Genomic DNA, 26003 nt, shown 5'->3' with positions numbered 1-26003 from the left:
ACCCCGCAGCGCTAGAAGTTGTACTGGTCGATGTTCTCGGTGTTGAAGACGGTTGGCGGGCCAACAATGACCACGCCGCCTTCTTCGATCGTCCGGTCGCCCAGTTCCCCGGCCGTGAACTTGTCGCCTGCGGCGCCGGTGATCTTCCCTTCCACGAGGGCCTTGCCGGCGAACGCCGCGACGTATCCGAGCTGGGCGGGATCCCAGAGGGCGAACTCCTTGACGGTGCCGTCCTTGACGAATGGCCGCATCTCGTTGGGCAGCCCCAGCCCGGTCAGCGCGACTTTGCCCTTGTAGGCCGAGGTGGAGAGGTACCTGGCCGTGGCGGCGATCCCCACGGTGGTGGGCGAAATGATGCCCTTCAGGTTCGGGTGTGCCTGCAGCAGGCCCTGGGCTTCCTGGAACGACTTGGTGTCGTCGTCATCGCCGTAAACCTTGGCCACCAGTTTGATGTCCTTGTAGGCAGGGTTCGATGCCAGGTCCTCCTCCATGAACTTGATCCACTCGTTCTGGTTGGTGGCGTTCGCCGTGGCGGAGAGGATGGCGATTTCGCCGGAGCCGCCAATCTGTTCGGCGATCAGCTTCGTTTGGATCAGGGCCACTTCCTTGGCTACAACCTGGCTGATGAAAACGTCACGGCAGTCAGGGTTGGCGTCCGAGTCGAAAGCGACAATCTTGGCACCGGCGGAACGGGCCTCGCCCAAGGCCGTACAGACGGCGTCGGGATCGTTGGCGGCGATAACGATGACGTTGGTGCCCGCCTGGGTTTCAGCGTTGATGAACGAGACCTGGCTGGACGCCGAGGCTTCCAGGGGACCCACCACCTGGGAGGAGGCGAAGCCCGCTTCCTGCGCGCCGTCCTTGCCGCCGCCGAGGACAACGTCCGTATACGGGTTGTTCAGCTGCTTGGGGATGAAGGTGATCTTTTGCTCCTCAACCGCGGCGGAGGTCTCCCCCGTGGTCCCCGTTCCGCCGCTGCATGCCGTCAGGGCCATGGCTGCCGCCACCGTGACGGCCACCAGCGGGGCCAACCTCGGGCGGCTGCCTGTCTTTTTTCGGTTCAACATCATTGTTTTTCCTTTTCCCTTGTTTGGTCGTTGCTGGTGGCGGAGGTGCCCCGGCTGAAGCTCTGGCGGACCCGCCGGTTGTGCTGCCATTCCCGGACGGCGGAGCCTATGCTCGGCGCCACCACGGAGAAGATGAGCAGCAGGCCCGTTACGGTGATGAGGACGACGTCGGACACCCGCCCGAGCCGCAGTGCATAGTTCAGGCTGCCGATCAGCAGCACACCGGCGATCACGCCTGGGATGGTGCCCTTGCCCCCGAAGATCGAGACACCACCGAGGAGCACGGCGGCGATAACGGCCAGTTCCAGCCCCGAGGCGTTGTCGCTCCGCGCACTGGTGTAGCGCAATGTCCAGTAGATTCCGGCCAGGGCTGAGACCGCACCGGAGGCAACGTACAGCCAGAACTTGCTGCGCGCGACGTTGATGCCCACGAAGTTGGCCGCTTCCTTGCTGTACCCCATGGCGTAGAGCCCCCGCCCAAAGGGCGTGAAGTGGAGCAGGACGCCGAAGATCACCATGATGAGTACGACGCCGATCATCACCGTGGGGATGCCGGTGGCCCCGAGCTTGGAGGTGAAGAAGGCTGTCAGGGGGCGGGGGAAGTTGGCTACGGCATTGTCCCCGATGACTACCAGGGCAAGGCCGCGGAAGAGTGCCAGCGTGCCGATAGTGACCGCGAGCGAGGGCAGTCCCAGGACAGCGATCAGGAAGCCGTTGAACATTCCCGCGCCAATTCCGGCCAGCAGGCACAGCGCCAGCACCAGCCAGATGTCCAGTCCGGCCGCCCACAGCACGCCCATCAGGGCGCTCGTCAGCCCTGCGATGCTGGCCACCGAAAGGTCGATTTCGCCGGTGACGATGATGAGCGTCATGGGCATCGCGATCAGGAGGACGGGAATGACGTCCAGGAGCAGGAAGCCGGTGGTCACCGGTGAGGCGAAGCGCGGGATGGCGATTGCGGCGTATATCAGGAATGCCAGGAGTACGTAGATGGTGATGGCGTCACGGCTGGCAAGGATGCGGGCAGCGCCCGTTTTTCCCTTGGGTTCGGTGGCCAGCGGCTTGGTGCTGTCGGCAATGGGCGCAGCCGCAGTGGTGCTGCTGGGCGTAGTGGTCTCAGACATTCCGGGCCTCGCTTATCCGCAGTTTCCGGGCCGTCCGCAGGCTGGCCAGGCGGTCGATGACAATGGCCGTGAGGATCAGGATGCCCACGATGGCCTGCTGCCAGAACTTGTCCACCCGGAGCGCGGTCAGGGAGCTGGTGATGGTGGTCAGGAGCACGGCTCCGAGGGCCGCGCCGGCCACGGTTCCGCTGCCGCCGAAGATGGCCACGCCGCCCACCACCGCGGCTGCCACCACATCCAGTTCCATTCCCGTCCCGGTGGTTGCTCCGACGGAGTTGAAGCGGCTGGCGTAGAGCACTCCGGCCAGGCCGGCGAGCGCTCCGTTGGCGAGGAAGGCGAGGAATACGCGTTTGGACACCTTGATGCCGAGGACCTTCGCCGCTTCCGGGTCCGAGCCAATGGCGTAGAGGTCGCGGCCGGGACGGGTGCCGGCCATGTACACGGCCACCGCCGCCACCACTGCAATGGCAAGGAGGGTGATGATCGGAAAGCCGAGCACTGTGTCCACGGACAGTGCCCCGAATGCCTCCGGCCGGTCCCCGGCGAAGTACTGCTTGCCGCCGGCCCAGGCGTTGTTGAGCCCGCGGAACACGTAAAGGGTTCCCAGGGTGATCACCAGCGCCGGCACTTTGGCCACCGTGACCATGAAGCCGTTGAACATACCGAGCAGCGCGCCGAAGGCCATGCCCAGGAGCAGGACGGCCAGGATGGGAAGGTCCGGCATGGCGGCGAAAATTGAACCGGTGCCGAACGCCACCAGCCCCAGCATGGAGCCGACGGACAGGTCGATGTTCCGCGTAATGATGAGCAGGGTCTGTCCGGCTGCCAGGATGATGATGATGGTGGCGTTGAGCAGCAGGTCCTTGATTCCCTGCGGGGACAGGAACAGCGGGTTATTCAGGAAGGTGATAAGCACCAGCAGCGCCAGCGCAACCAGGACGGGGAGCTCACGCAGCCTCAGGAGCGGGCCGATCCCGCCGCTGCCGCCGCCGGTGCGGTCCGCCGTCGTGCCTTTCTCCTGGTGCTTGAGGGTTGAACTCATTCCGGAACTCCTGCCGTGGAGGTTGCCGCGTGCATTACCGATTCGGGGTCCGCATCTGCCCTGTCCAGCTGGGCGGTGATCCGGCCCTCCCGCATCACCAGGACGCGGTCTGCCATGCCAAGGACCTCGGGAAGCTCGGAGGAGATCATCAGGATGGCGATTCCGCGTCCGGCGAGATCGGAAATAAGCCGGTGGACTTCGCTTTTGGTGCCCACGTCGATACCGCGGGTGGGCTCGTCGATGATGAGCAGCTTGGGATCGGTTGCCAGCCACTTGGCCAGCACCACCTTTTGCTGGTTGCCGCCGGAGAGCGTGGAGACGGCGTGCTCCTGGGAGCCGGCCTTGACCTGCAGGCGTTTGCTCCATTCCTTCGCCGCCGCACGTTCCTTGCCGCCGTTGATGAGCCCTGCCGTCGCGAACTTGTTCCGAAGGGTGAGCGTCACGTTCCGGGCAACCGACAGGTTCATCACCAGCCCCTGCTTGCGCCTGTCCTCCGGCACGAAGCCCAGCCCGGCGGCGATGGCCGCCTGGGGGTTGCGGGCCTTCAGCGGCTTGCCCTCCACAGAGACCTGTCCGGCGTCGTACGGGTCGATGCCGAACACCGCACGGGCCACCTCGGTCCGCCCGGCACCTACCAGGCCCGCCAGGGCAACGATTTCACCGGCCCGGACTTCGAAGCTGATGTCCCGGAATACCCCGGATCTGCTGAGGCCCTCGACTTTAAGTACTGTGTGTCCGATGTCCGCTTCGGCTTTGGGGAACAGCGTTCCGATGTCCCGGCCCACCATCTCGCGGACGATCTTTTCCACGGTGACCTCGGCAGTCCGGTGGGTTGCGATGTAGCGGCCGTCCCGCATCACGGTGATCCGGTCGCACAGGTCAAAAACCTCGTCAAAACGGTGTGAGATGAACAGGATGCCGGTTCCCTTGTCCCTCAGCCCGCGGGCCACTGCAAAGAGCCGGTCCACTTCCACCCCGCTGAGCGCCGCCGTGGGTTCGTCCATCACCAGCACCTTGGCCTCAAGCGAGATGGCCTTGGCAATTTCGATGATCTGCTGGTCCGCAATGGACAGCCCCTCCGCCACCCGGGAGGGATCGATGGGCACGCCCAACCGGTCGAACAGTTCGGCGGCCTGCCGCCGCATCTCGGCGCGGCTGATCAGCCGGGACCGCCCCTTGGGCTGCCGGCCGATGAAAATGTTTTCCGCCACGGTGAGGTCCGGGAACAGGGTGGGTTCCTGGTAGATGACGGAGATGCCGGCGGCCTTGCTCTCCGCCACGTTGCGGAAGTGGACAGGCTGACCGCTGAGCCGGAAATCCCCCGAGTCCGGATGGTAGAGGCCTGCGAGGATCTTCACCAGGGTGGACTTCCCGGCGCCGTTCTCGCCCACCAGCGCATGGATTTCCCCGGCGCGGATCTCCACTGTGCCGTCCGCGAGGGCCACGACTGGACCGAAGGTTTTGGCGGCGCCGGTCAGCGAGAGCACGGGTCCGCCTTGCTGGACGCCCGGTGCGTGCCCGGGAGGATTGCTGCGATCGTGCTGCATAAATTGAACCGCGTCTCTGAGGTCTTTGCTACAACAATGAATCGTTTCATAACGTTCAGGTGATTGAATCATAAAGCCGCTGAAACAGCACGGTCAATAGAGTTTGCCGCTGCCGCTGCATTCGTGACTCATCCGTGTTCCAACAGGTCCCCGGGGGTCCTGTTGTTTCCCCAACCTTTCCCGCGGCGTCACATCCGATCCCCCGCGCGGCAACGCAGCCCGCCCACGGTGGAGGGGTGAGGATCGCAATAGTTGCTGAGTCATTCCTGCCGCTGATGAACGGCGTAACGCATTCCATCCTGCAGGTGCTGGAGCACCTCGAGGACCGGGGCGATGACGTCCTGGTCATCGCGCCCTCCACCCTGGACGGGGAAGCGCCGGCCCGTGTCAGGGGCGCCGAAATCCACCGGCTGCCGGCGGTTCCGCTGGTGGGCTATACGAACGTTCGGGTGGCGATGGGCGGTGTGTACCGGGTCAAGCGAATCCTTGCCGACTACGCACCGGACGTCGTCCACCTTGCCTCGCCGTTCGTCCTCGGCTGGCGGGCGGCACAGGCCGCGCGGCAGCTGGGCATCCCCACCGTTGCCATCTACCAAACCGAGGTTCCCAGCTATGCGGCGCGGTACGGGGTGCCGTTCCTGGAGAACTGGGCCTGGAACCGCGTGGAAAACATCCACCTGCTCGCCACCCGCACCCTGGTGCCCTCAACGTTCGCGCTGAACCAGTTGCGCGGCCGCGGCATCCCCAGGGTGGAGATGTGGCGCAGGGGCGTTGATACGGCGCGGTTTTCGCCGGAAAGGCGCGACGACGGCTGGCGGGCTTCCGTGGCCCCCGGCGGCGAGCGGATCATCGGCTACGTAGGGCGGCTGGCCGTGGAGAAGCAGGTGGAGGACCTGGCTGCCCTGGCCGGCATCCCCAACACGCTGCTGGTGGTTGTGGGCGACGGACCCCAGCGGGCGGCCCTGGAAGGCGCCTTACCGGACGCCGTTTTCACCGGGTTCCTGGGCGGGGATGAATTGGCACGCGCTGTGGCGACCTTCGACCTGTTCGTCCATCCCGGCGAACTGGAGACGTTCTGCCAGACCATCCAGGAGGCCATGGCATCGGGTGTGCCGGTGGTGGCCACGGGCCGCGGCGGGCCCTTGGACCTGGTGGAGAACTCCCGGACGGGCTGGCTTTACGAACCCGGGGACCTCGCCGGCATGCGGGCCCGCGTGATGGACCTGATGGGCGACGACGCCAAGCGCCGCGCGTTCGCCGCGGCGGCCCACGCGTCGGTACAGGACAGGACGTGGCCGGCGCTTTGCGGACAGCTGGTCCGCCATTACGAGCAGGTCCTGGCGCTGGGACAACGCCCGCCGGGTTCCATAGCCGAGCCTGCGGCATCAGGGCGAGGGTGGGAATCATGAGAATTTCCGTGATTGGCTGCGGCTACCTGGGCGCGGTGCACGCAGCCACGCTCGCATCAATGGGCCACACAGTGGTGGGCATCGACGTTGACCCCGGGAAGGTGGCGCAGCTGGCACGCGGCGCGGCACCGTTCCACGAACCCGGGCTGGACGAACTGCTGCAGGAGGGTCTGGCCACCGGCCGGCTGACTTTCTCCACCGCAGCGGCCGCCGCAGGCGGCGCGCAGGTGCACTTCCTGTGTGTGGGTACTCCGCAGCACAAAACGTCCGACGCCGCTGACCTCACCTACCTGGTCTCCGCGGCGGAGGCGCTGCTCCCGCACCTAGCGGCAGGCGCCGTCGTCGTTGGAAAATCCACAGTGCCGGTGGGAACTGTGGACATGCTCCGCGGTGTACTGGCCGCACGGCCGGACGTGCTGCTGGGCTGGAACCCCGAGTTCCTCCGGCAGGGCACCGCAGTGAAGGATTCACTGGTACCGGACCGGCTGGTCTACGGCGTGGACGGCGGCAGGGCCGGCGCGTTCAATGCCCGGACCGGGGCGCCCCTCGGCGTGACGGCCGCTCTGGACGCCGTCTACGAATCCCTGCTCGCAGGCGGGATTCCCCGCCTGGTCTGCAACTTCGCCACCGCGGAGCTGATCAAGTCGGCGGCGAACGCGTATCTGGCCACCAAAGTCAGCTTCATCAACGCCATGGCCGAGCTCTGCGATGCATCGGGTGCGGACGTGGCGGAGCTGGGTGAGGCGATGGGCATGGACCCGAGGATCGGCGGGCGGTACCTGCATGCCGGGCTGGGGTTCGGCGGGGGCTGCCTGCCGAAGGACATCCGGAGCTTCCGTTCCCAGGCCTCGGCCCTCGGGGTTGCTGCCGTGGACGACTGGATGCGGCTGGTGGACAACGTGAACCTGGGTCAGCGGGAGCGGACTGCCAGCCTCGCCGCGGAGCTCTGCGGCGGAAGCCTGGCAGGGCGTTCCCTGACCGTGCTGGGCGCGTCATTCAAGCCGGACACGGACGACATCCGCGACTCGCCCGCCCTTGATGTTGCCGACCGCCTGGCGGCTGCCGGCGCACACGTGACCGTCACCGATCCCAAGGCGGTGAACCATGCCTGGCGGCGCTACCCGCGCCTCCGGTTCGAGGCTTCCGTGGAGCGGGCGCTCGAGGGCGCTGAGCTGGTGTTGCTCCTGACCGAATGGGAAGAGTACCGCCGCCTGTCACCTGCCGTGGCGGGCAGGCTGGTACGACGCCGGGTGGTGCTGGATGCGCGGAATGCCTTGGACGCTGCCGCCTGGCAGGCAGAAGGCTGGGTGCTGCGCGGACTGGGGACAGGAAGCGTGGAGGTGCCCGCTTTGGAGCGGGCCGTCCCTCTGCTTTAGCTCAGTAGCACAGCCCGGTTCAGGGGTCCCGGCGCAGGTCGTGGGGGCTGCCTGGCTTGGAGTTGTGAGCTCAGCCCAGGAGGCCGAGCTCGGCAAAGGCGAGCGCCACTCCGTTTCCGGACGGGCCGGGAGTAGTCCTGTCCGCCACTGCCAGCACGGCGGGATGGCCATCCTCGACGGCGATACCGGTTCCTGCGTACTCGAGCATCTCGATGTCATTGGCGCTGTCGCCGATGGCCACAATGTCCGCCCGGTCCAGGTCCAGGTGGGCTTCCACCGCCTGGATGCCCACCGCCTTGTGTGTGCCGGCCATGAAGATCTCGCCGGCGCGGTCGCCAAGCGCTGACAGGGAACTGGGGATCAGTCCCACGTCCGGGCCGAGACCGGCCATGAGTTCCGTCAGCGGCACGGGCGAGTCGAAGCACGAGATTTTGGCGAAGGACGCACCGCGCAGGTCGTCGCTGTACTGCATGGGCCCCAGGATGTCCTCGAGTGGATCAACGTCAGTACTCAGGACGCCATCGTGCCCGGACCGGCCAGCGAACACGGGGCCAAGCACCTGCCTGAGCCGCTGGTCCACGCCGGTGCGGCCGTACAGCGCCTCCGGTGCTTCCAGGATGTACGCTGCGTCCACGGCGTCGAGCGTTTGCACGATGAGGGCTGCCAGGCCGGGTTGAAACCGCGTGTCCTTGAGGACTTGCCCGTTGAGCTCCACCCGGGCGCCGGCGCCGGTGATGATGCCATCGAACCCAGTTTCCAGGATGTGGCCGGGGACCATGGACAGCGGGCGCCCGGTGCAGACGAAGACCAAATGGCCCCGCCCGCGTGCTGCGCGGACCGCCTCAACGTGTGCCTGGGGAGCCAATCCGTGGTCCGCGTAGGTGCCGTCGATATCGAGGAAGACGGCGCGAGGCCGGAAGGACTGCTGCCTGGACATGCCGGAGCTCCTAGGTAGGTGGGGGACAGTTCAACTCTATCGAAAGCCCGCCGGGTCCCCGACGGGCCGCTGGCCCCTCACCTGCTGAAACATGCATTCCCGCCGGCGAAACTGACAGCCATCCCGTGATATTTGAAGTCTTGAAGTGCAGTAGGCACACTGCTTGAATTATGGAACCGGAAAATGGGGGCCCGGCACAACTTAACTAATTTAAGGAGTGACAACATGGGCATTCTAGGATTTCTCATTTTGGGCCTGATCGCCGGAGCTATTGCAAAGGCTATCCTCCCGGGCCGTCAGGGCGGAGGCTGGGTGATCACCCTGGTCCTCGGCGTCGTCGGCGCTATCCTGGGCGGTTGGATCGGCTCGCTGGTTTTCGGTGGCGGTCTGGCTGAATTCTTCGATATCCGCACCTGGCTCCTGGCAATTCTGGGGTCGATTATCGTCCTGCTGGTTTACGGGGCAGTCACCAACCGCAGCCACCGCCGCGTGTAACTTCCGAAACCAATTTTTTCAAAGGGCGGGCGCCGTTCTCCGCGTGCGGAGAACGGCGCTTTTGCTTGCCCTGGCGTCCGGAATGGCCTCCGGCACGAATGCCGGCTGCAGGACCTGCCGGTGGACACGGTTAAAACCGCCAAGACCTGCGTCGATGGTACGCATGGGCGCGGGGAGGCTGCCGATCCTGCCGCGGGCAAATAGAGCCGGGGCTTAGCAGGATGAAAGCGTTCCGGGAGCCCGCGCTAAGCTGCTTTCTTGGAGCCGGACTTCTTCTGGCCCGGGTTCTTCTGCATGGGCTTCTTCTTGGCGGCCGGCTGCTGCTGGGCAGGCTGGTCCTGGACCGGCCGTTGCTGTGCAGTCTGGCGCTGTGCAGCGGGTTGGGCCGCGGCTTCAGCAGCGTATTCCGGTTCCGCTGCCGGAGTTTGCTGACTGCCTGCTTCTGCCTGGATACCGGCTGCTTCTGCGGCCCGGTGTCGCCTCCACCGCCGGAGCAGGTCCGCGGCAGCCCAGGCGCCTGCCAGGGGGGTGAGGACCGCCGCGCCGTAGACGAAGAGTATCCAGGTGAGGGTTGTCAGCGGGGACTGGCTGTTGTTCAGGAGGGACAGGCCGCCCAGAAGGCCCACGGCCCAGAAAAGGACCACTGCGGTGAGCACCGCGGCGGCCGGGAAATACTGGTTGGACACGATTCTTTTCAGGGTTTCCATGCACTTCCTCCTGCCTGGCCGGGGCACGGCAAAAGCCGCTCAAAACCAGTATGGCGTTCCCCGGTGGGGAAACCCGGCAACACGCAGGGGGTGGTGACGAACCTAACGCCTGGCCCAGGCACGCCTCCGCCCGTCGGCCCTCTTCCCTCCCGCCGGCGCACCTAATACGGTGGACCTGTCCGGCCACGCGGAGCCGGCGTGCCCGCACCAATGGTGCCATCCTGGAGGTCCTCATGCGCAAAGTCACTGCCGGCCTGTTCCACTCCGTGGACGGCGTGGTGTCCGATCCCTACAAGTTCCAGTTCGACAGCTTTGACGACGAACTGGGCGTTGGCATGACGCGGATGATGGAAACCGTCCACACTGTGGTGCTGGGCCGGGTGAGCTACCAGGAGTGGGCGGCCTACTGGCCGAACGCTTCGGTGGATGAGGACTTTGCGGCATTCATCAACCCCGTGGAAAAGTTCGTGGTATCCCGGACGCTGAAGGACCCGTTGGAATGGCAAAACTCGCAGCTGATGGACTCCCCGCTGGAGGAGTTCGTGGCCAAGCTGAAGGAGCGCGACGGCGGCGAAATCGCCGTGTGCGGCAGCATCTCGGTGACGCGGCAGCTGTTGTTCGCCGGGCTGCTTGATTCCCTCACGCTGATGACCCACCCCGTGGTGGCCGGCAGTGGCCGCCGCCTCTTTGAGGACGGCGACCCCACCACGCGCCTTGTCCTTCAGGACCAGTACCGCACCAGCAAGGGCAACGTCATCAGCACCTACGGCCGGCTCGAAGGCTAAGCGGGCGGGATAGCAGCTGCGACAGCGACGATGTCGGCGGGCGTGGTCCGGCAGCAACCACCAATGATGCGGGCCCCGGCCTTCTGCCAGGCAGCAGTCCCCTCCGCCAGGGTGCGGGGCTGCGTCTTCTGGTCCGTTCCAGGACCCGATCCGGTGTTCCCGCTTGCTTCGGCAGGTCCCCAGGTCTTGGTCACGGGATCGTAGGCCTCCCCGGAGTTGGGATAGGCCACCAGCGGTTTGCCGGTGGCCTGGCCCAGCGCGGCCAGCGCGGGGCTGACCAGTCCCAGCGGCACGCAGTTCACGCCAATGGCTGCAATATGGGGCTTCGTGTCCAGGAGTCCGGCCACGGCTGCCAGCGGAGTGCCGTCACTGATGTGCGTCCCATCCTGCAGGGAGAAGGAAAACCAGGCTTCGACGTCGTATTCCTGGCTCAGGGCCAGGAGTGCCTCGGCTTCTGCGAACGAGGGCAGGGTTTCGCAGGCGAGGAAATCGACGCCTGCATCCACCAGCGCCGCTAAGCGGGGACGGTGGAAGTCCCGGAATTCGCGCGGTGTCAGGACATAGTCCCCGCGGTATTCCGAGCCGTCCGCGAGGTAGGCACCGTACGGGCCGACGGATCCGGCAATCAGCAAAGGTCCGTCTTCGGGGGCGGCGGCCAGATGCTCGCGGCGGGCCTCATCCGCCAACCTGACCGACAACGCCACCAGCTCCAACGCCTCCTGCTCCCCCATCCCCCGCCCGGCAAACCCCTGGGGCGTGGCCTGGTAGCTGGCCGTTGTCGCAATCCTGGCACCTGCTGCAAAGTAGTCGGCGTGGACGGCCTTGATTACTTGGGGTTGCTCAAGCAAAACCTTCGCCGACCACAAGGGATCGTCGAGGTTGCAGCCGCGGGCCTCCAGCTCGGTGGCCAGGGCGCCGTCGGCGGGCAGGTGCCTGCCTGATTCCAGCAGGGATGACAGCATCGCATTGACAGGCATGCAGTCATAATACGCATCTTCTTATGCTTGTAATGATTATTTCTTTCTGTCACGATGGCAGGCAACCGTCAGCCCGGCGGGAGGAAAAGAGGACAGGTTCTTGGACGTTCAACTTCACCCGGTACGCAAGCTGCGCGTGCATTGGCCCATCAGCGGCACCACCTTCGCGCAGCTCGCCAAAGGCAAAGCGAGCGCCTTCCGCGACGATCCCGGCATCGCGCATCTCCTTCAGGCTCTCGCGCAGTTCCAGGAGTTGGGCGACTTTGGCAGCTACAAGCATGTATTCGAATCCGGCCTGGGTTTCGAGGGCTTCACCACGTCCGAGGGCGCCAATCCGACATTAGGCCGCGTGGGCGAGCAGACCCTGTCTCCAACGTTTGTGTTCACTACCTACTTTGATGCCTCCCTGGAGGATGCCGCCGTGGAACGCTTCATGCGCCAGATCGTGGAGATCCACCCGTGGGAAGTACCCGTCATCGAACTCACCGGCCCGATCAGTGTGTCCAGCAGTGCACTGGCGCCCCAGGGAGTTGCTGCATCATGACGGACACCACCATCACCGCTTCCCTGTGGGAGAACCTGCAGCAGCTGCTCGCAGGCAGGCAGTTCGTCGACCTCACGCACGCCTTCCACCCCGGGCAGCCACACTTTGCCGCCTTCCCGGATGAGGAACGCGAAGCGCTCTTCGACCTGGAGAAGGGTGACGGGTTCACCGCGCACCGCTATTCGATCGTGGGCCAGTGGGGAACCCATGTGGACCCGCCCTCGCACTTCATCCGCGGCGGCAGGACCCTGGATCAAATCCCCGTCCGGGAGATGATCCTTCCGCTCGTGGTCCTGGACATCTCAGCGCGGGTGTCCGGCAACCCGGATGCCGTCCCTACCCTGAAGGACGTGCAGGACTGGGAAAACCGGAACGGCGCCATCCCCGCAGGCGCTTTTGTGGCCCTGCGCACCGGCTGGAGCAGCCGCTGGCCGGATCCGGACGCCATGGCCAACCGCGACAAGGACGGGTTGAGCCACACGCCAGGCTGGTCCTTTGAGGTGCTGTCCTTCCTGGTCAACGAGCGGTCGATTGCAGCCGTAGGCCACGAGCAGACGGACACAGACCCCGGCCTGGCCACCTCCCGGCAGGATTTCAGCCTGGAAACCTACGTCCTGGCACAGGACCGCTGGCAGATTGAACTGCTGGCCAACCTGGACGGGCTTCCGGAGTCCGGCGCCGCCATCATGGCAACCTGGGCCAAACCGCTGAGCGGCAGCGGCTTCCCGGCGCGCGTCATTGCCATCTGCTGAGTCCGCCCACCGCGGGCCGGCGGCGGGCCCGGACGCCCTCCACTAAACTCAGTCCATGCCTAAAACCTCCAGCATGGGCCGCGGAATCATGGCCGTCCTTGCTGTTGGCGCACGCCACGCAGCAGGACACCCCGGCGGGACAGTGGCAGACATCGCCGTGGACCTGGGCAAGGACCGCAGCCAAGTGTCGCGCAACCTGCGCAGCGCGGAGCAGGAGGGCTTCCTCACCCGCACCAGCCAGCGCACCTACACCCTGGACTGGTCCGTCCTCACCGATGCGCAACTGCTGACGGAACGCCGTTTACAGTCCGACGGCGGCAGTGCCTTGGAAGCGCTGGCCCTTGAAACTGACGAAGCATGCTTCCTCGGGGTCCTCAGTGGCGACAGCACGGTGACCATCGCCGAAAGCGTCCCGGCCAGCAGCAACCTGGTGGGCTCCTGGCTGGGCAGGCCCTACCCCGCCTACTGCAGCGACGCCGGGCAGGCAGTGCTGTGGGAAGCATCGGAGGCAGAGGTGCGGACTGTCTTCGCGGACGTCGACTTCGTGCGCCACGGCCCCAACACGCCCGCCGGCGTTGAAGACTTCCTGGCGCGCCGTGATGCCGCCCGGGCACGGGGTTACACCATCGTGGACGAGGAGGCCGAACCGGGCCTCTACTCCCTGGCCGTCCCCATTCGGGATTTCAAGGGGGACGTGGTGGCGGCGCTGCAGATCGTGGGCATCAAGGAACGTCTGGAACCGCGCCGGGAAGCATGCGCGGCGGCTTTGGCCGCACAGGGACGGTGGCTCGAGAGCAGGCTCGGCCACCAGCCGCAGGACTAGCCGGGCGCCGAAAAGGATCCGAGCCGTTCCGCTGCACTGGTGAGCGCCGCGCCGGCGTCCGTCCGGGAGCCGATCCCGGCCGGGCTTCCCAGCACGCTCAGCGAGGCCAGGATGGCCCCGCCGGCGTCTCGGACAGGCACCGCGAATTCCACCACGTTGTGCTCGAATTCCTCATCAGCCGAAATGAAGCCGGCGGCGTGGTCCCGGACCATCCGGTCCCACACCCCAGAAGTGGAATGGGCAGCCCCCGGGCCACCGATGCCGACGTAATTCACGTCCCGGAGCAGGGCCTCCAGGGCGGGACGGTCATGGTCCCACAGCAGCGCCCGGCCGGCACCGGTGCACCATACCGGAGTCACCATGCCCGGCTTCACGAAGCTTCCGGGAACGGCATCGTTGCTTGAACTCCTGACCAGGATCACGCGGTAGCCGTCCCGGACCGAGAGCCGGGCCCGCAGCCCCAATGAGGCCACCAGCGCCTCCAGCACGGTTTTCGCTTCCCTGACCCAGCCCGTATTCAGCGAGGCGGCGAGGGTGAAGAATCGTCGGCCGGTCCGGAACGGGCCGCGGTCCACGCGCTCAAGCAGCCCGAGGTCACACAACTCCTGGGTGAGCCGGGAGACGCGGCTTTGCTCCATGTCCAGCTCGGCCGCCAGCTGGGAAACCCCCAGCAGTTGCCGGCCCCGCTTCTCGCGGTCGGCCACCAGCCGTACGATCCGGAGGCCCTGCGCCATTGACGACGCCTCAGCGGAAGGATCCACGCTCATTTGCCCTCCCCGCCGGAAACCTCGCCCTATTCTGCCACGGCAGCATCGATCCAACAGGAAGGCCGGAAAGAACGACGGCGGCCGGCGGGAAGGTGCCAATAACCGCCCGGCCCGGCAGCCGCCGTCGTCCGTTTCCTTTTACTTAGTGGGCTGGGCCTTGCGTCCGTGCCGGAAGTGGAACCAGGCGTAGCAGGCGGCCACGAAGGGGATGCCGAAGTAGAGCGCGGCGGCCTGGGTGGGGTCCAAAGCGATGCCGATCAGGGAGACGACGCACAGCGTGAAGGCGAGGATGGGTACCAGCGGGAACAGGGGGGCCTTGTAGGCGAGCGCGGCGACGTCGCCGCCGTTGCGGACGAAGGCGCGGCGGTGGAAGAAGTGCGAGGCGGTGATGGACATCCATACCCCCACCACGGCGAAACCGGCCACTGACACCAGGACAAGGTAGACCGTCTCCGGGGCAACCACGCTGCTGATCAGCGAGGCGACGCCGCCCACCATGCTCACCGCGAGCGCAGTCAAGGGGATCCCGCGGCGTGTCAGCTTTTTGAACGCGCGGGGCGCGTGGCCTTCGTCCGCGAGGGAGTAAAGCATGCGGGCGCAGGAGAAAAGTCCGCTGTTTCCGGCGGAGAGGAGTGCGGTGATGATGACGAAGTTCATGATGTCGGCGGCGAACGGCAGGCCGATGGATGAGAAGACCGTCACGAACGGGCTCTCGTCCAGGCCCACCTCGGTGTACGGGATGGTGGCGGCAATAACAGCGATCGCGCCGACGAAGAAGATCAGCAGGCGGAGCACGGTAGTGCGCATGGCCTTGGGGATGCTGGTGGCGGGATCCTTGGTTTCCCCTGCTGCCACGCCGATCAGTTCGGAACCGGAGAAGGCGTAGAAGACGGCGAGGACGGTAACCAGGACGCCGGTGAAGCCGTTGGGGAACAGTCCGGCCTCCGTGGCGAAGTTCTCGAACAGGAACGGGTGCTCTCCCCCGCTGCTGAGCGGGCGGAAACCGAAGAGGGCCGCGCCGCCCAAAACGATGAGGCCGATAATGGCGGCCACCTTCACGATGGCGAACCAGAACTCGGACTCGCCGAAGAACTTTGAGGACACAGCGTTGAAGCCGAAGAGGATCGCGGCGAAGACCAGGCACCAGACCCAAACCTCGACGTCCGGGAACCACCGTTGCATGAGCAGCCCGGAAGCGGTGAACTCCGAACCGATGGCCACGGCCCAGCACAGCCAGTACAACCAGGCGGTAGCGAAACCGGTGGCAGGGCCGATGGAGCGGGCGGCGTAGATGTGGAACGCGCCGGAAACCGGGTAGGCGATGGCGAGTTCGCCCAGGCAGGCCATGACCAGGTACACCACGAACGCGCCCACCAGGTAGGCAATCACCGCGCCGAGCGGGCCGGCCTGGGAAATGGTGTAGCCGGAGCTGAGGAACAGGCCGGAGCCAATCACCCCGCCCATGGCGATCATCACCAGGTGGCGCGGGCCCATGGACCGGCGGAGCCCTGACTCCTGCCGTTGCCTTGCCAAACCGGCTGGCTGTTCATCCAGGGTTAGCGGAGCTGAGGGATCCACGGGCGTCTCCAATGCGGGGGTCGGGCGGTGCGGAAGGGGGTGCGCGCAGTCCCCTGGCCCCGGCACCGGGAAACGAAGGAATGCACGTTATCAGTGCTGAAAGTAGCACGAGCGCCGAATATTTAGTCATCAAAGACATGGATTCATGCTTATATTGCACGCTGTTACTCCCAGCGACCGGCTCGGTGCATGCAGGACGGCGCCGCTCGCCCACAATTGGGGGCGGGCGAGCGGCGCCGCACTTCCCTACCGGGGTCAGCGGCGCACGCGTTCCACGGCTGCAGCGCTGGCTTCCTGCCCGCTCGCCCGAAGTCCTTCGACCACGCCCGCGGCATCCGCTGCGGAGCGGTTCTGGCTGAGCTTTTCCTTGGCCTCGATACGCGTGATCACCAGCTCGACGCCCACGATGGCGCGCAGCTGCCCTGCGATAAACGGCTTCGGGGCGTCGTCGACGGACCAGGGGTGTTCCCGGCCGTCCTCATGCAGCCGTGTCAGGCGGCGGACGTGGCGGCCCAGCCAGTCGACGTCGTCATGAATGATCAATTCGCCGTAGACGTGGGCGGTTGAGTAGTTCCAGGTGGGCACCACGCGGCCGTGCTCGAGCTTGGAGGGGTACCACGACGGCGAGATGTAGGCATCCGTGCCCTCGATGATAGCGAGGGCTTCCCCCTTGGGCAGGCAGGAAAATTGCGGGTTGTTTCTCGCCGCGTGTGCGTGCAGTGCACCGCGCTCCCCCACGGTGGGCTCGTAGATGTAGGGCAGCATGGTCGCCAGCAGGCCCTGGTCCGTCATGGTGACCAGATTCGCCGCAGCGGGCCAGGTGAGGAGGTGCTGAACGGCGTCGGCGCCGGCTCCAAAGTGGGCGGGGATGTACATGATGTGGTCCTTTCGGTTCAGGAGATAGGGGCGGCCCGGCGGAACCGGACACGAACCGCGGCACCGGCGCACGCGATCACGGCCAGGCCGCCGAGGATGGTGGTCCAGGTCAGCGCCTCGCCCAGCAGGAGCGCGGCCCAGCAGATACTGAGAACGGGCTGGAGGAGCTGGATCTGACTGACCCGTGCGATGGGTCCGATGGCGAGTCCGCGGTACCAGGCGAAGAAGCCGAGGAACATGCTGACGACGGCGAGGTAGGCGAACGCGGCCCACTCGGCAGGTGTGGCTGACGGCGGCTGGGCTGCAACCGAAAGGACGGCGAGGACCAGCATCAGCGGCAAGGCGAGGATGAGTGCCCAGGCGATTGTCTGCCAGGAGCCGAGTTCCCTGGCCAGCAGGCCGCCCTCGGCGTACCCGACGGCGGCGCAGATGACGGCCCCCAGCAGCAGCAGGTCTGCCCAGTGCAGGTGCCCGAACCCGCCGGACTGCAGGAACGCGAAGCTGATGGCTGCCAGCGAGCCGAGCATCATGACTGCCCAAAAAGCTGCGGGCGGGCGTTCCCGGGCGCGGAGCACGGCGGCCGTTGCCGTCGCAGCGGGCAGGAGTGCGATGACCACGGCGCCGTGCGCGGCTGGAACGGCAGTGAGGGCGTAGGAGGTGAGTAGCGGAAATCCGACGACGACGCCGCAGGCCACGAGTGCCAGCCTCGCCCAGGTGAAGGCGGACGGGAGTCCCTGCCGGGTCAACAAGAGGGCTGCGGCGGCGAGGGTTGCTGCGATGACAGCCCGGCCCGAGCCGATGAAAAGCGGGGACAGGCCGGCTACCGCCACGCGGGTGAAGGGCACCGTGAACGAGAAGGCCGCCACGCCCAGAAGTCCCCACCAGATTCCGGTCGGGGTGCTGGGCAGTATCACTGGCCGTTTTACGACAGTAGCGCTACAGTGTTGTCTCATGAACAACGATAGCAGTTCCCGCATTGTTCTGGCATTAAGGCAGTGGATTTCCGCAGCCGCCCCGGGTGCCCGGCTGCCGTCAACCCGGTCACTGGTGGCCGAGTACCAGGCGAGCCCCGTAACGGTGCAGAAGGCGCTGCAAGCCTTGACGGTTCAGGGGCTGATTGAGAGCCGGCCCGGAGTGGGGACCTTCGTGCGGGCGGTCCGGACTGCCCGGCCGGCCGACTACGGCTGGCAGACGGCAGCTTTGGGGGCCCCGCCGTCGGCCCTGCCCTCCGCTTCCGGCACCATGCGGGATGTTCCCAACAGCGTCATCCCGTTCCACTCGGGATACCCTGACCGGGAGCTGCTGCCCGAGCGCCTTGTCCGCGCGGCCCTGGCGCGCGCCGCACGGGGTGATGCTGCGCTGTCGCGGCCGCCGGCGGCAGGCATGCCGGAACTGCAGCAGTGGTTCGCCCAGGAGCTGGGGTCGGCCACGCCGGTTGGGGTCTCTCCCCCGACGCCAAGCGACGTGATTGTGCTGCCGGGCAGCCAGAGCGGACTCAGTTCGATTTTCCGGGCGCTGGTGGGTGCGGGCCAGCCTCTGCTGATGGAGTCGCCCACGTACTGGGGCGCCATTTTGGCCGCGGCGCAGACGGGGGTCCGGGTTGTCCCGGTGCCCAGCGGGCCGGACGGCCCTGATCCTTTGGCTTTAGCCCGCGCCTTTGAGGAGACCGGCGCCCGGGGTTTCTATGCGCAGCCCAACTACGCGAATCCCACGGGAGCGCAGTGGGCTCCGGGGCGCGGCGAGGAGGTCCTCGAGGTGGTCCGCCGGCACGGCGCGTTCCTGGTGGAGGACGACTGGGCGCATGATTTCGGGATCACGTCCGATCCTGTCCCTGTGGCCACGCGGGACGACTCCGGGCATGTCATCTACGTCCGGTCCCTGACCAAGAGCGTTTCCACCGCCATCAGGATCGCCGCGGTAATTGCGCGCGGCCCGGCACGGGAACGGATCCTGGGCCAGCGGGCGGCGGAGTCGATGTACGTCAGCGGTCTGCTGCAGGCCGCTGCGCTGGACGTGGTGAGGCAGCCAGGGTGGCAGACCCACCTGCGGAGCCTCCGGCAGCAGCTGCAGTCGCGGCGGGACCTGCTGGTCACCAGCGTCCGGGAGCATGTTCCGCAGGCCCATGTCGAGCTGTTGCCCAAGGGCGGGCTGAACCTGTGGCTGCGGATGCCGGACGGGACGGACCTGCCGCGGCTGACGAGGGACTGTGAAGACGCAGGCGTGATGATTGCCGCCGGCACCGAATGGTTCCCGGCCGAGCCCGCCGGCCCGTTCGTGCGGCTGAACTACTCCGGCCCGAACCCTGGAGCGTATCCGGAGGGCGCCCGGATTATCGGTGAGGCGCTGGCCAAGCAGTCCTAAGCCTGCACTAGCTCTTCGCTCTTGTCCCACAGCCCGCGCGCCAGCTGGGCGTCGTATGCCTGCGGGTTGGCCTTGGCCAGGGCACGCTTGGTGTAGAAGGCGCCGGAGAACCAGTCCTTGCCGGGTGTGCCGTTGATGAGCCACAGAAGGGTGTCGGCGCCCTGGTCCGGGGTCAGCATGAACCGGTTGAGCACGGTCTTGTACGCGTGCCGGAAAGGGCTGGTGGACTCGGCCGCGAAGTTGGTGCGGACCACGCCCGGGTGGAACGCCGCCGTCGTAATGCCCTGGTTTCCGTAGCGGCGGTCCAGCTCTGCGGTGAAGAGGATGTTGGCCAGTTTGCCCGTGCCGTAGGCGCGGTTGGTGGAGTAGCTGCGCTCCGCCGTCAGGTCGGACAGGTCCAGCCTGCCGAACCCGTTGGCCGCGCTGGAAGTGTTGATCACCTTGGCGTTGCTGGCCGTGAGCGTGTCCATCAGCAGCGTGGTGAGCAGGAACGGCGCGAGGTGGTTGATTTGAAACGTGGATTCATTGCCGTCCACGGTGAGGGTGCGCCTGCCCATGATGCCGCCGGCGTTGTTGGCCAGGACGTCGATCCGGGGGTAGTCGGACTTCAGCTGGGCAGCGAGCGTGCGGACCTGCTCGAGCTCCGAGAAGTCACTGACAAAGTAGTCCGCGTTGAGCTCCTTGGCGATGCTCCGGGTCTTCTCCCCGGACCGGCCGACGATCACCACCTGATCCCCCGCCTCCACCAGCGTCCGGGCCGCTGCTGCCCCAATGCCGTCGCTGGCGCCGGTGATCACGATCGTGCGAGGAGTCAAGGGGTGTCCTTTGGTCGGGGAAGTTTCAGGGCTCGGGATGGAGCGCACTGCCTTTGGCACAACGACGGCGGCACGGTCCGTGTTCCCTGCTTCACCCGTCCGCCAGGCAGACTGCTTTCCCGACATCTGAACCTGCCGTCTTGAATCCGGTAGGTGCGCCCATTAGCCTCGCTGCATGGGCCAGCCGCATCTTGGGCCAGAGAACTTGCCGGACCAGCTGGCACACCGGGGGCGAACGTCGTCGTCGGCAGAAGCTTTGCGCCTCGCGCAAGCGAAAACCCATCGCACGAACCTGGTGCTGCTGGCCGTCATCCTGGTGACCGTGGCCTTCTTCTTCCGGACGTTGATGCCCTCTTCCACCGCCGGCATCGAAGGCGCGGCCCGGGACTTTTTCACGCTCTCCATCAGCGTAATAATCGAGTCGCTGCCGTTCCTCTTCCTCGGCATCCTGGTGTCCATCCTCGTCCAGATCTGGCTGCCGGAAAACTTCCTGCTTCGCAGGCTTCCGGGGAACCCGATCCTTCGCCGGGTCTGCCTCTCGGTCCTGGGCATGCTGATGCCGGTCTGCGAGTGCGGCAACATCCCCATGGCCCGCGCCCTTATGACAAGGGGCCTGACGGTGGCTGAATCCATGACCTTCCTTTTCGCCGCACCCATCATCAATCCGGTCACGATCATCACCACCCACCAGGCGTTCGGCTGGGACAACAACATCCTCCTGGCCCGGATAGCGGGAGGCTTCCTCATCGCCAACCTCATCGGATGGATCTACAGCCGTCACCGCCGCCCCCAGGACCTGCTGACGCCCCGCTTCGAAGCCACGTGCGCCGCGGCGGACCATCCAGACCCGGGCGGAAAACTTGGGCGCAGCGTGACGCTGTTCGCCCGCGAGACCAACGCCATGATGCCCGCACTGTTCATCGGCGCCGGGCTCGCCGGCCTCATCCAGGTGGGCGCACCCCGCAACCTGCTGATTGCAGTGGGGAATGATCCCGTATGGTCCGTGCTCGCGCTGATGCTGCTGGGTTTTGTGGTGGCCGTCTGTTCGACCGTGGACGCCTTTCTGATCCTCTCGTTCGGCTCCACGTTTATGCCCGGCGCCATCGTCGCGTTCCTCGTCTTCGGCCCCATGATCGACGTCAGGATGCTCGCTCTGCTGCGCACCACGTTCACAGCCCGTACCTTGCTGCAGCTCACCCTGCTGATAGCACTGTGCTCCGCCATACTCGGATGGGCGGTGAACTTCCTTGCTTAGGGGAATCACGGAACGGTCCGGTTTCACGCTGGGGCTCATCGGCATCATCTCCACCCTCTGGCTCGGGGCCACCGGAAAGCTCGAGCTTTACATCCATCCCCGCTACGTCGTATTCACCATTGCCATGTCCCTCATTGCCGCCGTACTGGCACTGGCGGCATTGGTCCTTCAGCGCGGCGGGCACTCCCATGACGACGGCGGTGATCACCACGACGACGACGGCGGGCGGCGGCCGTTGCGGGTCGCCGGGAGCCTGCTCACGGTGTCCGCGGCCGTCGTCGGACTGCTGGTCCTGCCGCCATCAGCGCTGACCTCCGCCACGGCCAACCAGCGCGACCTCAACAGTTCGGGTACGCTCAGCCGCCACCAGACCACGCAGCTGATCAACGGTGGTGAAAAGGACTTTGACGTCAGAGAGTGGGCATCACTGCTCCGCCATGATCCGGAGCTCCAATACCTCAACGGAAGGACCGCCAGCATCACCGGGTTCGTCACGATGGACAAAACCAATCCCGCTGCCGTGTTTTACGTGACGCGCTTTGTCACCACGTGCTGCACTGTGGATGCCCAGCCTGTCGGTGTCCCGGTGCACCAACCCGGCTGGCAGAAGGACTACAAAACCGACACCTGGGTCACTGTGACGGGGACCTTCCGCCGCAACCCCGAATCCGATGCCAAGGTACCGACCATCTTCGTGCCTGACGCCATCACCCCCACCAGCGAGCCGGACCGGCCCTACCTGCACTAGCCCGTCACGGCATATCCTGCACAGACCAGCCAAGCCCGGGGAGGAACACCATGGAGATGCCAAAGGCTACGGACGAGGACAAGGAACGTTTCCGGTCATTGGTTCCGGACCACCCGGACGTCACCGTCAAGCCCATGTTCGGGAACCTGGGCGCCTTCGTCAACGGCAACATGTTCGCCGGGCTGTTCGGGCCCACCATCGGCATCAAGCTCTCCCCCGGGGACCGGGAGGAACTCGAAAGCGCCGAACGGACCGTCCCGTTCGGGCCCGCAGAGCGCCCCATGGGTGGCTACACCGGCCTTCCGGAGATGTGGAATGAGGAAGGCGATGGCGATGACGCGCGGGCGAAAGCCTGGATCCACAAAGCCTTCGAGTACATGGCGCAGCTCCCGCCGAAGGAGCCAAAAGCCTCAAAGCCGCGGACAGCGGGCCGGTAGGGCCAAGGACAGACGGCGCAGCGCCGGCGTTGATTCAAGCGGCGAACCGCTTGAGACAAAAACTCGCCGGTGACGTCCTGAAATAGCGTTTTTCAGGACGTCACCGGCGAGTCAGCGGCGGGGAAAGCTAGCCCGCCAGCCCGGCGAGCAGGAAGATCACGGCGGCGATGGCGAAGCCCATCACGCCGATGAGGGTTTCCATGACGGTCCAGGTCTTCAGCGTGGTCTTGACGTCCATGCCGAAGAAGCGGCCCACCAGCCAGAAGCCGGAGTCGTTGACGTGGGAGACCACCACGGAGCCGGCGGCCACCGCGATGACCAGGGAGGCCACCTGCATGCCGTTCAGTCCGGTCAAGGCCACGGCCGGGGCGATCAGGCCTGCGGTGGTGGTCAGTGCCACGGTGGCTGAACCCTGGGCGATGCGGAGGATGGCAGAAATGATGAAGCCGGCCAGGATGAGCGGGATGCCCAGGTTCCCCAGCACGTCAGCCAATGCCGCGCCGATGCCGGAGGTGCGGAGGACGCCGCCGAACATGCCGCCGGCGCCGGTGATCAGGATGACTGAGCAGACCGGCCCCAGGGAGGATTCGAGCAGTTTCTCCAGCGCGCCGGCGTCCTTGCCTCGCTTGGTGCCCAGGACGAACATGGCCACGATCACGGCGATCAGCAGCGCCACCGGGGTTTCACCAATGGTGCGCAGGACCTGGTACCACTGCTCATCCTTGACACCTTCGGGCAGGACGTTGGACGAGGCCAACGTGTTCAGGCCGGTGTTCATGAAGATCAGGACCAGGGGAAGGAGCAGCAGCCCCACGATGGTGCGGAAGCGCGGCGGGTTGGTCTCGGCGTCGGCGCTTGCGTGCCCCAGAATCTCCGGAACCGGGAGGACGAGTTTCCTGCCGGTGTACAGGCCGAAGAGGTAGGCGGTGACGTACCAGGTGGGGATGGCGACGATGAGGCCGGCGATGGTTACCAGGCCAACGTTGGCGTCAAAGAAAGCGGAGGCGGACACCGGGCCCGGGTGGGGCGGCAGGAAGATGTGCATTACGGAGAACGCGCCGGCTGCCGGCAGGCCGTAGCGGAGCACTCCCCCGCCCAGGCGGTGGGCAACGGCGAAGACGACGGGCAGCATGACCACCAGGCCGGCGTCGAAGAAAATGGGGAAGCCGAAGATCAGGGAGGCAAGACCCAGCGCGAAGGGGGCGCGTTTCTCGCCGAAGATGCCGATGAGGTAGTCGGCCAGGACCTTGGCGCCGCCGCTGGTTTCGACGATGCGGCCCAGCATTGCGCCCAGGCCCACGAGGAGGGCCACCGTGCCCAGCGTCGTGCCGAAGCCGTTGACCAGGACTGGCACCACCTGGTTGGCCGGGATGCCGGTGGCGAAGGCCGTGGCCAGGCTGATCACAATCAGGGCGAGCAGCGCGTGCATGCGCAGCTTGATGATCAGAAACAGCAGCGCGGCGATCGCTGCCGCAGCGATGAGCAGCAGGGGGCCTGCGCCCATCGTTTGAGTCCATCCTTCGATGGTCATGGTTCTCCTTTGAAACAGAACTGATTGGGGTGGGGGAAAGTTCTAAGACGCGTTATCTGCGGGAAGCTGCAGGGCTGCGGTGATGGTTTTGACCAGCTCTTCAGGGGACTTTGAGATGTCAAGCCGCAAGCTTCCGGCGGCCAGTTCGTCCTCGCTCAGCGGCTCGAGGGTGGCCAGCTGGCTGGGGAGTAGTGTGGGCGGCATGAAGTGGCCTTCCCGGCCCTGCATGCGCTGGCCGATGAGATCTGCTTCGCCGTGCAGGTGGAGGAACAGGACGCGGCCTTCGGCTTTGGCCAGCAGTTGCCGGTAGCTTTGCTTCAGAGCGGAGCAGGTGAGGACGGTGCTCTGGCCGGCCTTCGCCTTGGCGGTCATCCAGTTCTGGATCTCCTGCAGCCACGGCCAGCGGTCCTCGTCCTGCAGCGGCGTGCCCTGGCTCATTTTTTGGATATTGGACTGCGGGTGGAATTCGTCCGCTTCGGCGCAGGCCCAGCCCAGTTGCCGGGACAGAGCTGCCGCAATGGTGGATTTGCCGGAACCGGCAACGCCCATCACCACCAGGTGCGTGGCGGGATACTGCATGTTTTACCTCCGAGAAGACGCCGTTGGCTTAGGAAAGCGGGTTAGCGCCGCCCTGTAGAAGAGGTGCGCTGGAGATAAGGTATCACCTTTTGGCGGCACTGATACTACTTTTCAGTGTCACAAGTCATACCTATTAGGGCTTTTTGGGTATGCTGGTGTCGCGCCCAGGCGCAGAGAAAGGCAGGAACGATGTCGATGGCGACACCCCGGGACGCGGATAACGCGCACGACGGCGGGGCCTCCCCCGCCATGCATGAACGCGTTCTGGAGGCAGTTGGCATAGCCATCGCGTCCGGTGATCTTCCGCCCGGAAGCCGCCTCACTTTGGAAGGTCTTCAGCAGGAACACGGCATCTCCCGTACCGTCGCCAGGGACACCATGAAGGTCCTTGAATCCATGAATCTGGTGTACTCGCGCCGGCGGGTGGGCATTGTGGTGCAGGAGCGCCGGTTTTGGAACGTCTTTGATCCCAAGCTGGTGCGCTGGCGGCTCACCTCCGACCGGCGCGAGCTACAGTACAGCAGCCTGACCGAGCTGCGCATCGCCGTGGAACCTATTGCAGCGGCCGGCGCCGCGCGCCGGGCGAGCGCGGCCGAACGGGCAAAGCTGACGTCCCTGGCCGCTGACTTGCGCCGCCTGGGTGAAGCCGGCGAGCTCGAGGCGTTCCTGGCGGCGGACATCGAATTCCACTGCCTGCTGCTGGGGAGCTGCGGCAACGAGATGTTTCTGGCGCTGGAAGGCATGGTGGCTGAGGTGCTCACCAGCCGAACCAAACAGGGGCTGATGCCGTTCAAACCGCGGAACGAGGCCCTCCAGGCCCATGAGGACGTTGCTGCCGCCGTGGCGGGCGGAGACGCGGTCGCGGCTGAAAACGCGATGCACCATATTCTCGATGAGGTGCGGAACGCAATGGGACTGCGGTAAGCCCGGGGCACCTGCCAGGATCCGGTGGTTGAGTTTGTCGAACCCCGGCGCCGGTGGCCTTCTTGCCCATATCTTGAGCAGACTTCCAACCTATTTCCAAGCCCGCGCAACTAAAATCAAGCGACCCGGTGAGAGCATTAACCCTCAAAAGTAGCGCCTGTGCTGCCGGCGATATTTAGGGGTGATCTGGATGCGATGGATGAAGGCAGCACGATCCTGGCTGTGGCTGGCGTTGATCTCCGCCTTCCTGCTCGGCTCGGTCTTTCTTACACAGTTCTCGGCGGCTTCCGGCAAGGACCTCGATGAGGCCTGTGAGGCTGCCGGCCGCGGGTTGGACCGTAACTTCCGGCTTCTGCATCCCCATGACGGGAGCATGTACTTCCCGCTGCACAACAGATGCGACGCCGCGTACGACATTGTTCCCGCCTGGGTCAACCCCTCGATGTCGGCCCTGGCAGCCGTCCTGACTCTGTCCTTGGCGGGTGCACTGCTCAGCCGGAGTATGCGCGCCAGGAACGCACAGCCGGGTTAAGCAAAAGCAGGACCG

Annotated in this window: 27 protein-coding genes; 13 read left to right on the top strand and 14 right to left on the bottom strand. The window is 65.9% G+C overall.

All coding sequences use genetic code 11. From position 1 onward, the window contains the following. Positions 1 to 11: 11 nt before the first annotated feature. The 4 genes from rhaS to AC5RT4_RS00660 are packed head-to-tail and all read right to left on the bottom strand — an operon-like array spanning position 12 to position 4780. The gene (gene rhaS / locus AC5RT4_RS00675) at positions 12 to 1070 is read right to left on the bottom strand and encodes a rhamnose ABC transporter substrate-binding protein (RefSeq protein WP_494104568.1); all 1059 of its coding nucleotides are present in this window, start codon (positions 1068 to 1070) and stop codon (positions 12 to 14) included. Continuing rightward, positions 1067 to 2191, bottom strand: coding sequence for an ABC transporter permease (locus AC5RT4_RS00670; RefSeq protein ID WP_494104567.1), 1125 nt, complete (start codon positions 2189 to 2191; stop codon positions 1067 to 1069). The genes rhaS and AC5RT4_RS00670 overlap by 4 nt, the downstream gene beginning before the upstream one ends. Then, complete coding sequence (locus tag AC5RT4_RS00665) at positions 2184 to 3233, bottom strand: ABC transporter permease (RefSeq protein ID WP_494104566.1); 1050 nt, start codon at positions 3231 to 3233, stop codon at positions 2184 to 2186. The genes AC5RT4_RS00670 and AC5RT4_RS00665 overlap by 8 nt, the downstream gene beginning before the upstream one ends. After that, on the bottom strand, positions 3230 to 4780 hold the full coding sequence (locus tag AC5RT4_RS00660) for a sugar ABC transporter ATP-binding protein (RefSeq protein ID WP_494104565.1): 1551 nt from the start codon (positions 4778 to 4780) through the stop codon (positions 3230 to 3232). Before AC5RT4_RS00660 ends, AC5RT4_RS00665 begins: the two co-directional genes overlap by 4 nt. Positions 4781 to 5016: 236 nt before the next feature. Between AC5RT4_RS00660 and AC5RT4_RS00655 the strand changes: the two genes are divergently transcribed. Further along, positions 5017 to 6189 carry a glycosyltransferase family 4 protein gene (locus tag AC5RT4_RS00655; protein ID WP_494104564.1) on the top strand — a complete coding sequence of 391 codons (1173 nt, stop codon included), beginning with the start codon at positions 5017 to 5019 and terminating at the stop codon, positions 6187 to 6189. Then, positions 6186 to 7565: a UDP-glucose dehydrogenase family protein gene (locus tag AC5RT4_RS00650; RefSeq protein ID WP_494104563.1), complete on the top strand. Its 1380-nt coding sequence runs from the start codon at positions 6186 to 6188 to the stop codon at positions 7563 to 7565. Before AC5RT4_RS00655 ends, AC5RT4_RS00650 begins: the two co-directional genes overlap by 4 nt. A 70-nt stretch (positions 7566 to 7635) precedes the next feature. On the opposite strand, the gene AC5RT4_RS00645 is transcribed toward AC5RT4_RS00650, so the two are convergent. Continuing rightward, positions 7636 to 8502, bottom strand: coding sequence for an HAD hydrolase family protein (locus AC5RT4_RS00645; protein WP_494104562.1), 867 nt, complete (start codon positions 8500 to 8502; stop codon positions 7636 to 7638). Positions 8503 to 8727: 225 nt separating this feature from the next. On the opposite strand from AC5RT4_RS00645, the gene AC5RT4_RS00640 reads away from it, so the two are divergent. Then, positions 8728 to 8997 (top strand): GlsB/YeaQ/YmgE family stress response membrane protein, encoded by a 270-nt coding sequence (locus tag AC5RT4_RS00640; protein ID WP_494041125.1) that lies wholly within the window; start codon positions 8728 to 8730, stop codon positions 8995 to 8997. 245 nt (positions 8998 to 9242) lie between these two features. Here AC5RT4_RS00640 and AC5RT4_RS00635 read toward each other — a convergent pair whose 3' ends face one another. Next, positions 9243 to 9704: a hypothetical protein gene (locus tag AC5RT4_RS00635; RefSeq protein ID WP_494104561.1), complete on the bottom strand. Its 462-nt coding sequence runs from the start codon at positions 9702 to 9704 to the stop codon at positions 9243 to 9245. 233 nt (positions 9705 to 9937) lie between these two features. On the opposite strand from AC5RT4_RS00635, the gene AC5RT4_RS00630 reads away from it, so the two are divergent. After that, entirely contained in the window at positions 9938 to 10489 is a 552-nt protein-coding gene (locus AC5RT4_RS00630) for a dihydrofolate reductase family protein (protein WP_494104560.1), read from the top strand. On the opposite strand, the gene mmuM is transcribed toward AC5RT4_RS00630, so the two are convergent. Beyond that, on the bottom strand, positions 10486 to 11466 hold the full coding sequence (gene mmuM / locus AC5RT4_RS00625) for a homocysteine S-methyltransferase (protein WP_494104559.1): 981 nt from the start codon (positions 11464 to 11466) through the stop codon (positions 10486 to 10488). The two genes, AC5RT4_RS00630 and mmuM, sit on opposite strands and share 4 nt — an antisense overlap. Positions 11467 to 11566: 100 nt before the next feature. Here mmuM and AC5RT4_RS00620 point away from each other — a divergent pair, with 100 nt between their 5' ends. From AC5RT4_RS00620 to AC5RT4_RS00610, 3 genes are read left to right on the top strand one after another with little or no spacing between them, the layout of a single operon-like run. Further along, on the top strand, positions 11567 to 12010 hold the full coding sequence (locus tag AC5RT4_RS00620) for a hypothetical protein (RefSeq protein ID WP_494104558.1): 444 nt from the start codon (positions 11567 to 11569) through the stop codon (positions 12008 to 12010). Next, positions 12007 to 12762 carry a cyclase family protein gene (locus AC5RT4_RS00615; protein WP_494104557.1) on the top strand — a complete coding sequence of 252 codons (756 nt, stop codon included), beginning with the start codon at positions 12007 to 12009 and terminating at the stop codon, positions 12760 to 12762. Before AC5RT4_RS00620 ends, AC5RT4_RS00615 begins: the two co-directional genes overlap by 4 nt. Positions 12763 to 12817: 55 nt before the next feature. Further along, positions 12818 to 13585 carry an IclR family transcriptional regulator gene (locus AC5RT4_RS00610; RefSeq protein ID WP_494104556.1) on the top strand — a complete coding sequence of 256 codons (768 nt, stop codon included), beginning with the start codon at positions 12818 to 12820 and terminating at the stop codon, positions 13583 to 13585. Here AC5RT4_RS00610 and AC5RT4_RS00605 read toward each other — a convergent pair. The 4 genes from AC5RT4_RS00605 to AC5RT4_RS00590 form a co-directional block, all read right to left on the bottom strand. After that, a complete protein-coding gene (locus tag AC5RT4_RS00605; protein ID WP_494104726.1) occupies positions 13582 to 14346 on the bottom strand; it encodes an IclR family transcriptional regulator in 765 nt (254 codons plus the stop codon). The genes AC5RT4_RS00610 and AC5RT4_RS00605 overlap by 4 nt on opposite strands. Before the next feature lie 144 nt (positions 14347 to 14490). Beyond that, positions 14491 to 15930, bottom strand: coding sequence for an amino acid permease (locus AC5RT4_RS00600; protein ID WP_494104555.1), 1440 nt, complete (start codon positions 15928 to 15930; stop codon positions 14491 to 14493). Positions 15931 to 16185: 255 nt separating this feature from the next. Continuing rightward, a complete protein-coding gene (locus AC5RT4_RS00595) occupies positions 16186 to 16806 on the bottom strand; it encodes an FMN-binding negative transcriptional regulator (RefSeq protein WP_494104554.1) in 621 nt (206 codons plus the stop codon). A gap of 17 nt (positions 16807 to 16823) precedes the next feature. After that, positions 16824 to 17759, bottom strand: a complete 936-nt coding sequence (locus AC5RT4_RS00590) for a DMT family transporter (RefSeq protein WP_494104553.1) — start codon at positions 17757 to 17759, stop codon at positions 16824 to 16826. Here AC5RT4_RS00590 and AC5RT4_RS00585 point away from each other — a divergent pair. Continuing rightward, positions 17758 to 19167: an aminotransferase-like domain-containing protein gene (locus AC5RT4_RS00585; RefSeq protein ID WP_494104552.1), complete on the top strand. Its 1410-nt coding sequence runs from the start codon at positions 17758 to 17760 to the stop codon at positions 19165 to 19167. The two genes, AC5RT4_RS00590 and AC5RT4_RS00585, sit on opposite strands and share 2 nt — an antisense overlap. Here the strand turns inward: AC5RT4_RS00585 and AC5RT4_RS00580 are convergent. Beyond that, positions 19164 to 19982, bottom strand: coding sequence for an SDR family NAD(P)-dependent oxidoreductase (locus AC5RT4_RS00580; RefSeq protein WP_494104551.1), 819 nt, complete (start codon positions 19980 to 19982; stop codon positions 19164 to 19166). The genes AC5RT4_RS00585 and AC5RT4_RS00580 overlap by 4 nt on opposite strands. A gap of 175 nt (positions 19983 to 20157) precedes the next feature. Between AC5RT4_RS00580 and AC5RT4_RS00575 the strand changes: the two genes are divergently transcribed. Genes AC5RT4_RS00575 through AC5RT4_RS00565 form a run of 3 tightly spaced genes read left to right on the top strand, consistent with a single transcriptional unit; the run spans position 20158 to position 22422 of the window. After that, on the top strand, positions 20158 to 21237 hold the full coding sequence (locus AC5RT4_RS00575; protein ID WP_494104550.1) for a permease: 1080 nt from the start codon (positions 20158 to 20160) through the stop codon (positions 21235 to 21237). Then, entirely contained in the window at positions 21230 to 21985 is a 756-nt protein-coding gene (locus tag AC5RT4_RS00570) for a TIGR03943 family putative permease subunit (protein ID WP_494104549.1), read from the top strand. Before AC5RT4_RS00575 ends, AC5RT4_RS00570 begins: the two co-directional genes overlap by 8 nt. 50 nt (positions 21986 to 22035) lie before the next feature. Beyond that, entirely contained in the window at positions 22036 to 22422 is a 387-nt protein-coding gene (locus AC5RT4_RS00565) for a TfoX/Sxy family protein (protein WP_494104548.1), read from the top strand. A gap of 127 nt (positions 22423 to 22549) precedes the next feature. Here AC5RT4_RS00565 and AC5RT4_RS00560 read toward each other — a convergent pair whose 3' ends face one another. Together AC5RT4_RS00560 and AC5RT4_RS00555 are read right to left on the bottom strand one after the other, a co-directional pair. Beyond that, positions 22550 to 23953, bottom strand: coding sequence for a GntP family permease (locus tag AC5RT4_RS00560; protein WP_494104547.1), 1404 nt, complete (start codon positions 23951 to 23953; stop codon positions 22550 to 22552). A gap of 42 nt (positions 23954 to 23995) precedes the next feature. Next, complete coding sequence (locus AC5RT4_RS00555) at positions 23996 to 24532, bottom strand: gluconokinase (RefSeq protein ID WP_494104546.1); 537 nt, start codon at positions 24530 to 24532, stop codon at positions 23996 to 23998. Between the two features lie 189 nt (positions 24533 to 24721). Here AC5RT4_RS00555 and AC5RT4_RS00550 point away from each other — a divergent pair, with 189 nt between their 5' ends. After that, positions 24722 to 25456 carry a FadR/GntR family transcriptional regulator gene (locus tag AC5RT4_RS00550; RefSeq protein ID WP_494104545.1) on the top strand — a complete coding sequence of 245 codons (735 nt, stop codon included), beginning with the start codon at positions 24722 to 24724 and terminating at the stop codon, positions 25454 to 25456. A gap of 199 nt (positions 25457 to 25655) precedes the next feature. Next, entirely contained in the window at positions 25656 to 25988 is a 333-nt protein-coding gene (locus AC5RT4_RS00545) for a hypothetical protein (RefSeq protein WP_494104544.1), read from the top strand. Positions 25989 to 26003: the final 15 nt, after the last annotated feature.

This window comes from Arthrobacter sp. sptzw42 (assembly GCF_059089685.1).
Note: the sequence above shows the minus strand (reverse complement) of the source record. Positions and strands in the feature narration are given on the sequence as shown.

Excerpts from the sequence above, each read along its gene's own strand:
- rhaS (WP_494104568.1), bottom strand. The coding sequence starts at position 1,070 with ATGATGTTGAACCGAAAAAAGACAGGCAGCCGCCCGAGGTTGGCCCCG.
- AC5RT4_RS00670 (WP_494104567.1), bottom strand. The coding sequence starts at position 2,191 with ATGTCTGAGACCACTACGCCCAGCAGCACCACTGCGGCTGCGCCCATT.
- AC5RT4_RS00665 (WP_494104566.1), bottom strand. The coding sequence starts at position 3,233 with ATGAGTTCAACCCTCAAGCACCAGGAGAAAGGCACGACGGCGGACCGC.
- AC5RT4_RS00660 (WP_494104565.1), bottom strand. The coding sequence starts at position 4,780 with ATGCAGCACGATCGCAGCAATCCTCCCGGGCACGCACCGGGCGTCCAG.
- AC5RT4_RS00650 (WP_494104563.1), top strand. The coding sequence starts at position 6,186 with ATGAGAATTTCCGTGATTGGCTGCGGCTACCTGGGCGCGGTGCACGCA.
- AC5RT4_RS00645 (WP_494104562.1), bottom strand. The coding sequence starts at position 8,502 with ATGTCCAGGCAGCAGTCCTTCCGGCCTCGCGCCGTCTTCCTCGATATC.
- AC5RT4_RS00640 (WP_494041125.1), top strand. The coding sequence starts at position 8,728 with ATGGGCATTCTAGGATTTCTCATTTTGGGCCTGATCGCCGGAGCTATT.
- AC5RT4_RS00635 (WP_494104561.1), bottom strand. The coding sequence starts at position 9,704 with ATGGAAACCCTGAAAAGAATCGTGTCCAACCAGTATTTCCCGGCCGCC.
- AC5RT4_RS00630 (WP_494104560.1), top strand. The coding sequence starts at position 9,938 with ATGCGCAAAGTCACTGCCGGCCTGTTCCACTCCGTGGACGGCGTGGTG.
- mmuM (WP_494104559.1), bottom strand. The coding sequence starts at position 11,466 with ATGCCTGTCAATGCGATGCTGTCATCCCTGCTGGAATCAGGCAGGCAC.
- AC5RT4_RS00615 (WP_494104557.1), top strand. The coding sequence starts at position 12,007 with ATGACGGACACCACCATCACCGCTTCCCTGTGGGAGAACCTGCAGCAG.
- AC5RT4_RS00610 (WP_494104556.1), top strand. The coding sequence starts at position 12,818 with ATGCCTAAAACCTCCAGCATGGGCCGCGGAATCATGGCCGTCCTTGCT.
- AC5RT4_RS00595 (WP_494104554.1), bottom strand. The coding sequence starts at position 16,806 with ATGTACATCCCCGCCCACTTTGGAGCCGGCGCCGACGCCGTTCAGCAC.
- AC5RT4_RS00585 (WP_494104552.1), top strand. The coding sequence starts at position 17,758 with ATGAACAACGATAGCAGTTCCCGCATTGTTCTGGCATTAAGGCAGTGG.
- AC5RT4_RS00590 (WP_494104553.1), bottom strand. The coding sequence starts at position 17,759 with ATGAGACAACACTGTAGCGCTACTGTCGTAAAACGGCCAGTGATACTG.
- AC5RT4_RS00575 (WP_494104550.1), top strand. The coding sequence starts at position 20,158 with ATGGGCCAGCCGCATCTTGGGCCAGAGAACTTGCCGGACCAGCTGGCA.
- AC5RT4_RS00565 (WP_494104548.1), top strand. The coding sequence starts at position 22,036 with ATGGAGATGCCAAAGGCTACGGACGAGGACAAGGAACGTTTCCGGTCA.
- AC5RT4_RS00560 (WP_494104547.1), bottom strand. The coding sequence starts at position 23,953 with ATGACCATCGAAGGATGGACTCAAACGATGGGCGCAGGCCCCCTGCTG.
- AC5RT4_RS00555 (WP_494104546.1), bottom strand. The coding sequence starts at position 24,532 with ATGCAGTATCCCGCCACGCACCTGGTGGTGATGGGCGTTGCCGGTTCC.
- AC5RT4_RS00550 (WP_494104545.1), top strand. The coding sequence starts at position 24,722 with ATGTCGATGGCGACACCCCGGGACGCGGATAACGCGCACGACGGCGGG.
- AC5RT4_RS00545 (WP_494104544.1), top strand. The coding sequence starts at position 25,656 with ATGAAGGCAGCACGATCCTGGCTGTGGCTGGCGTTGATCTCCGCCTTC.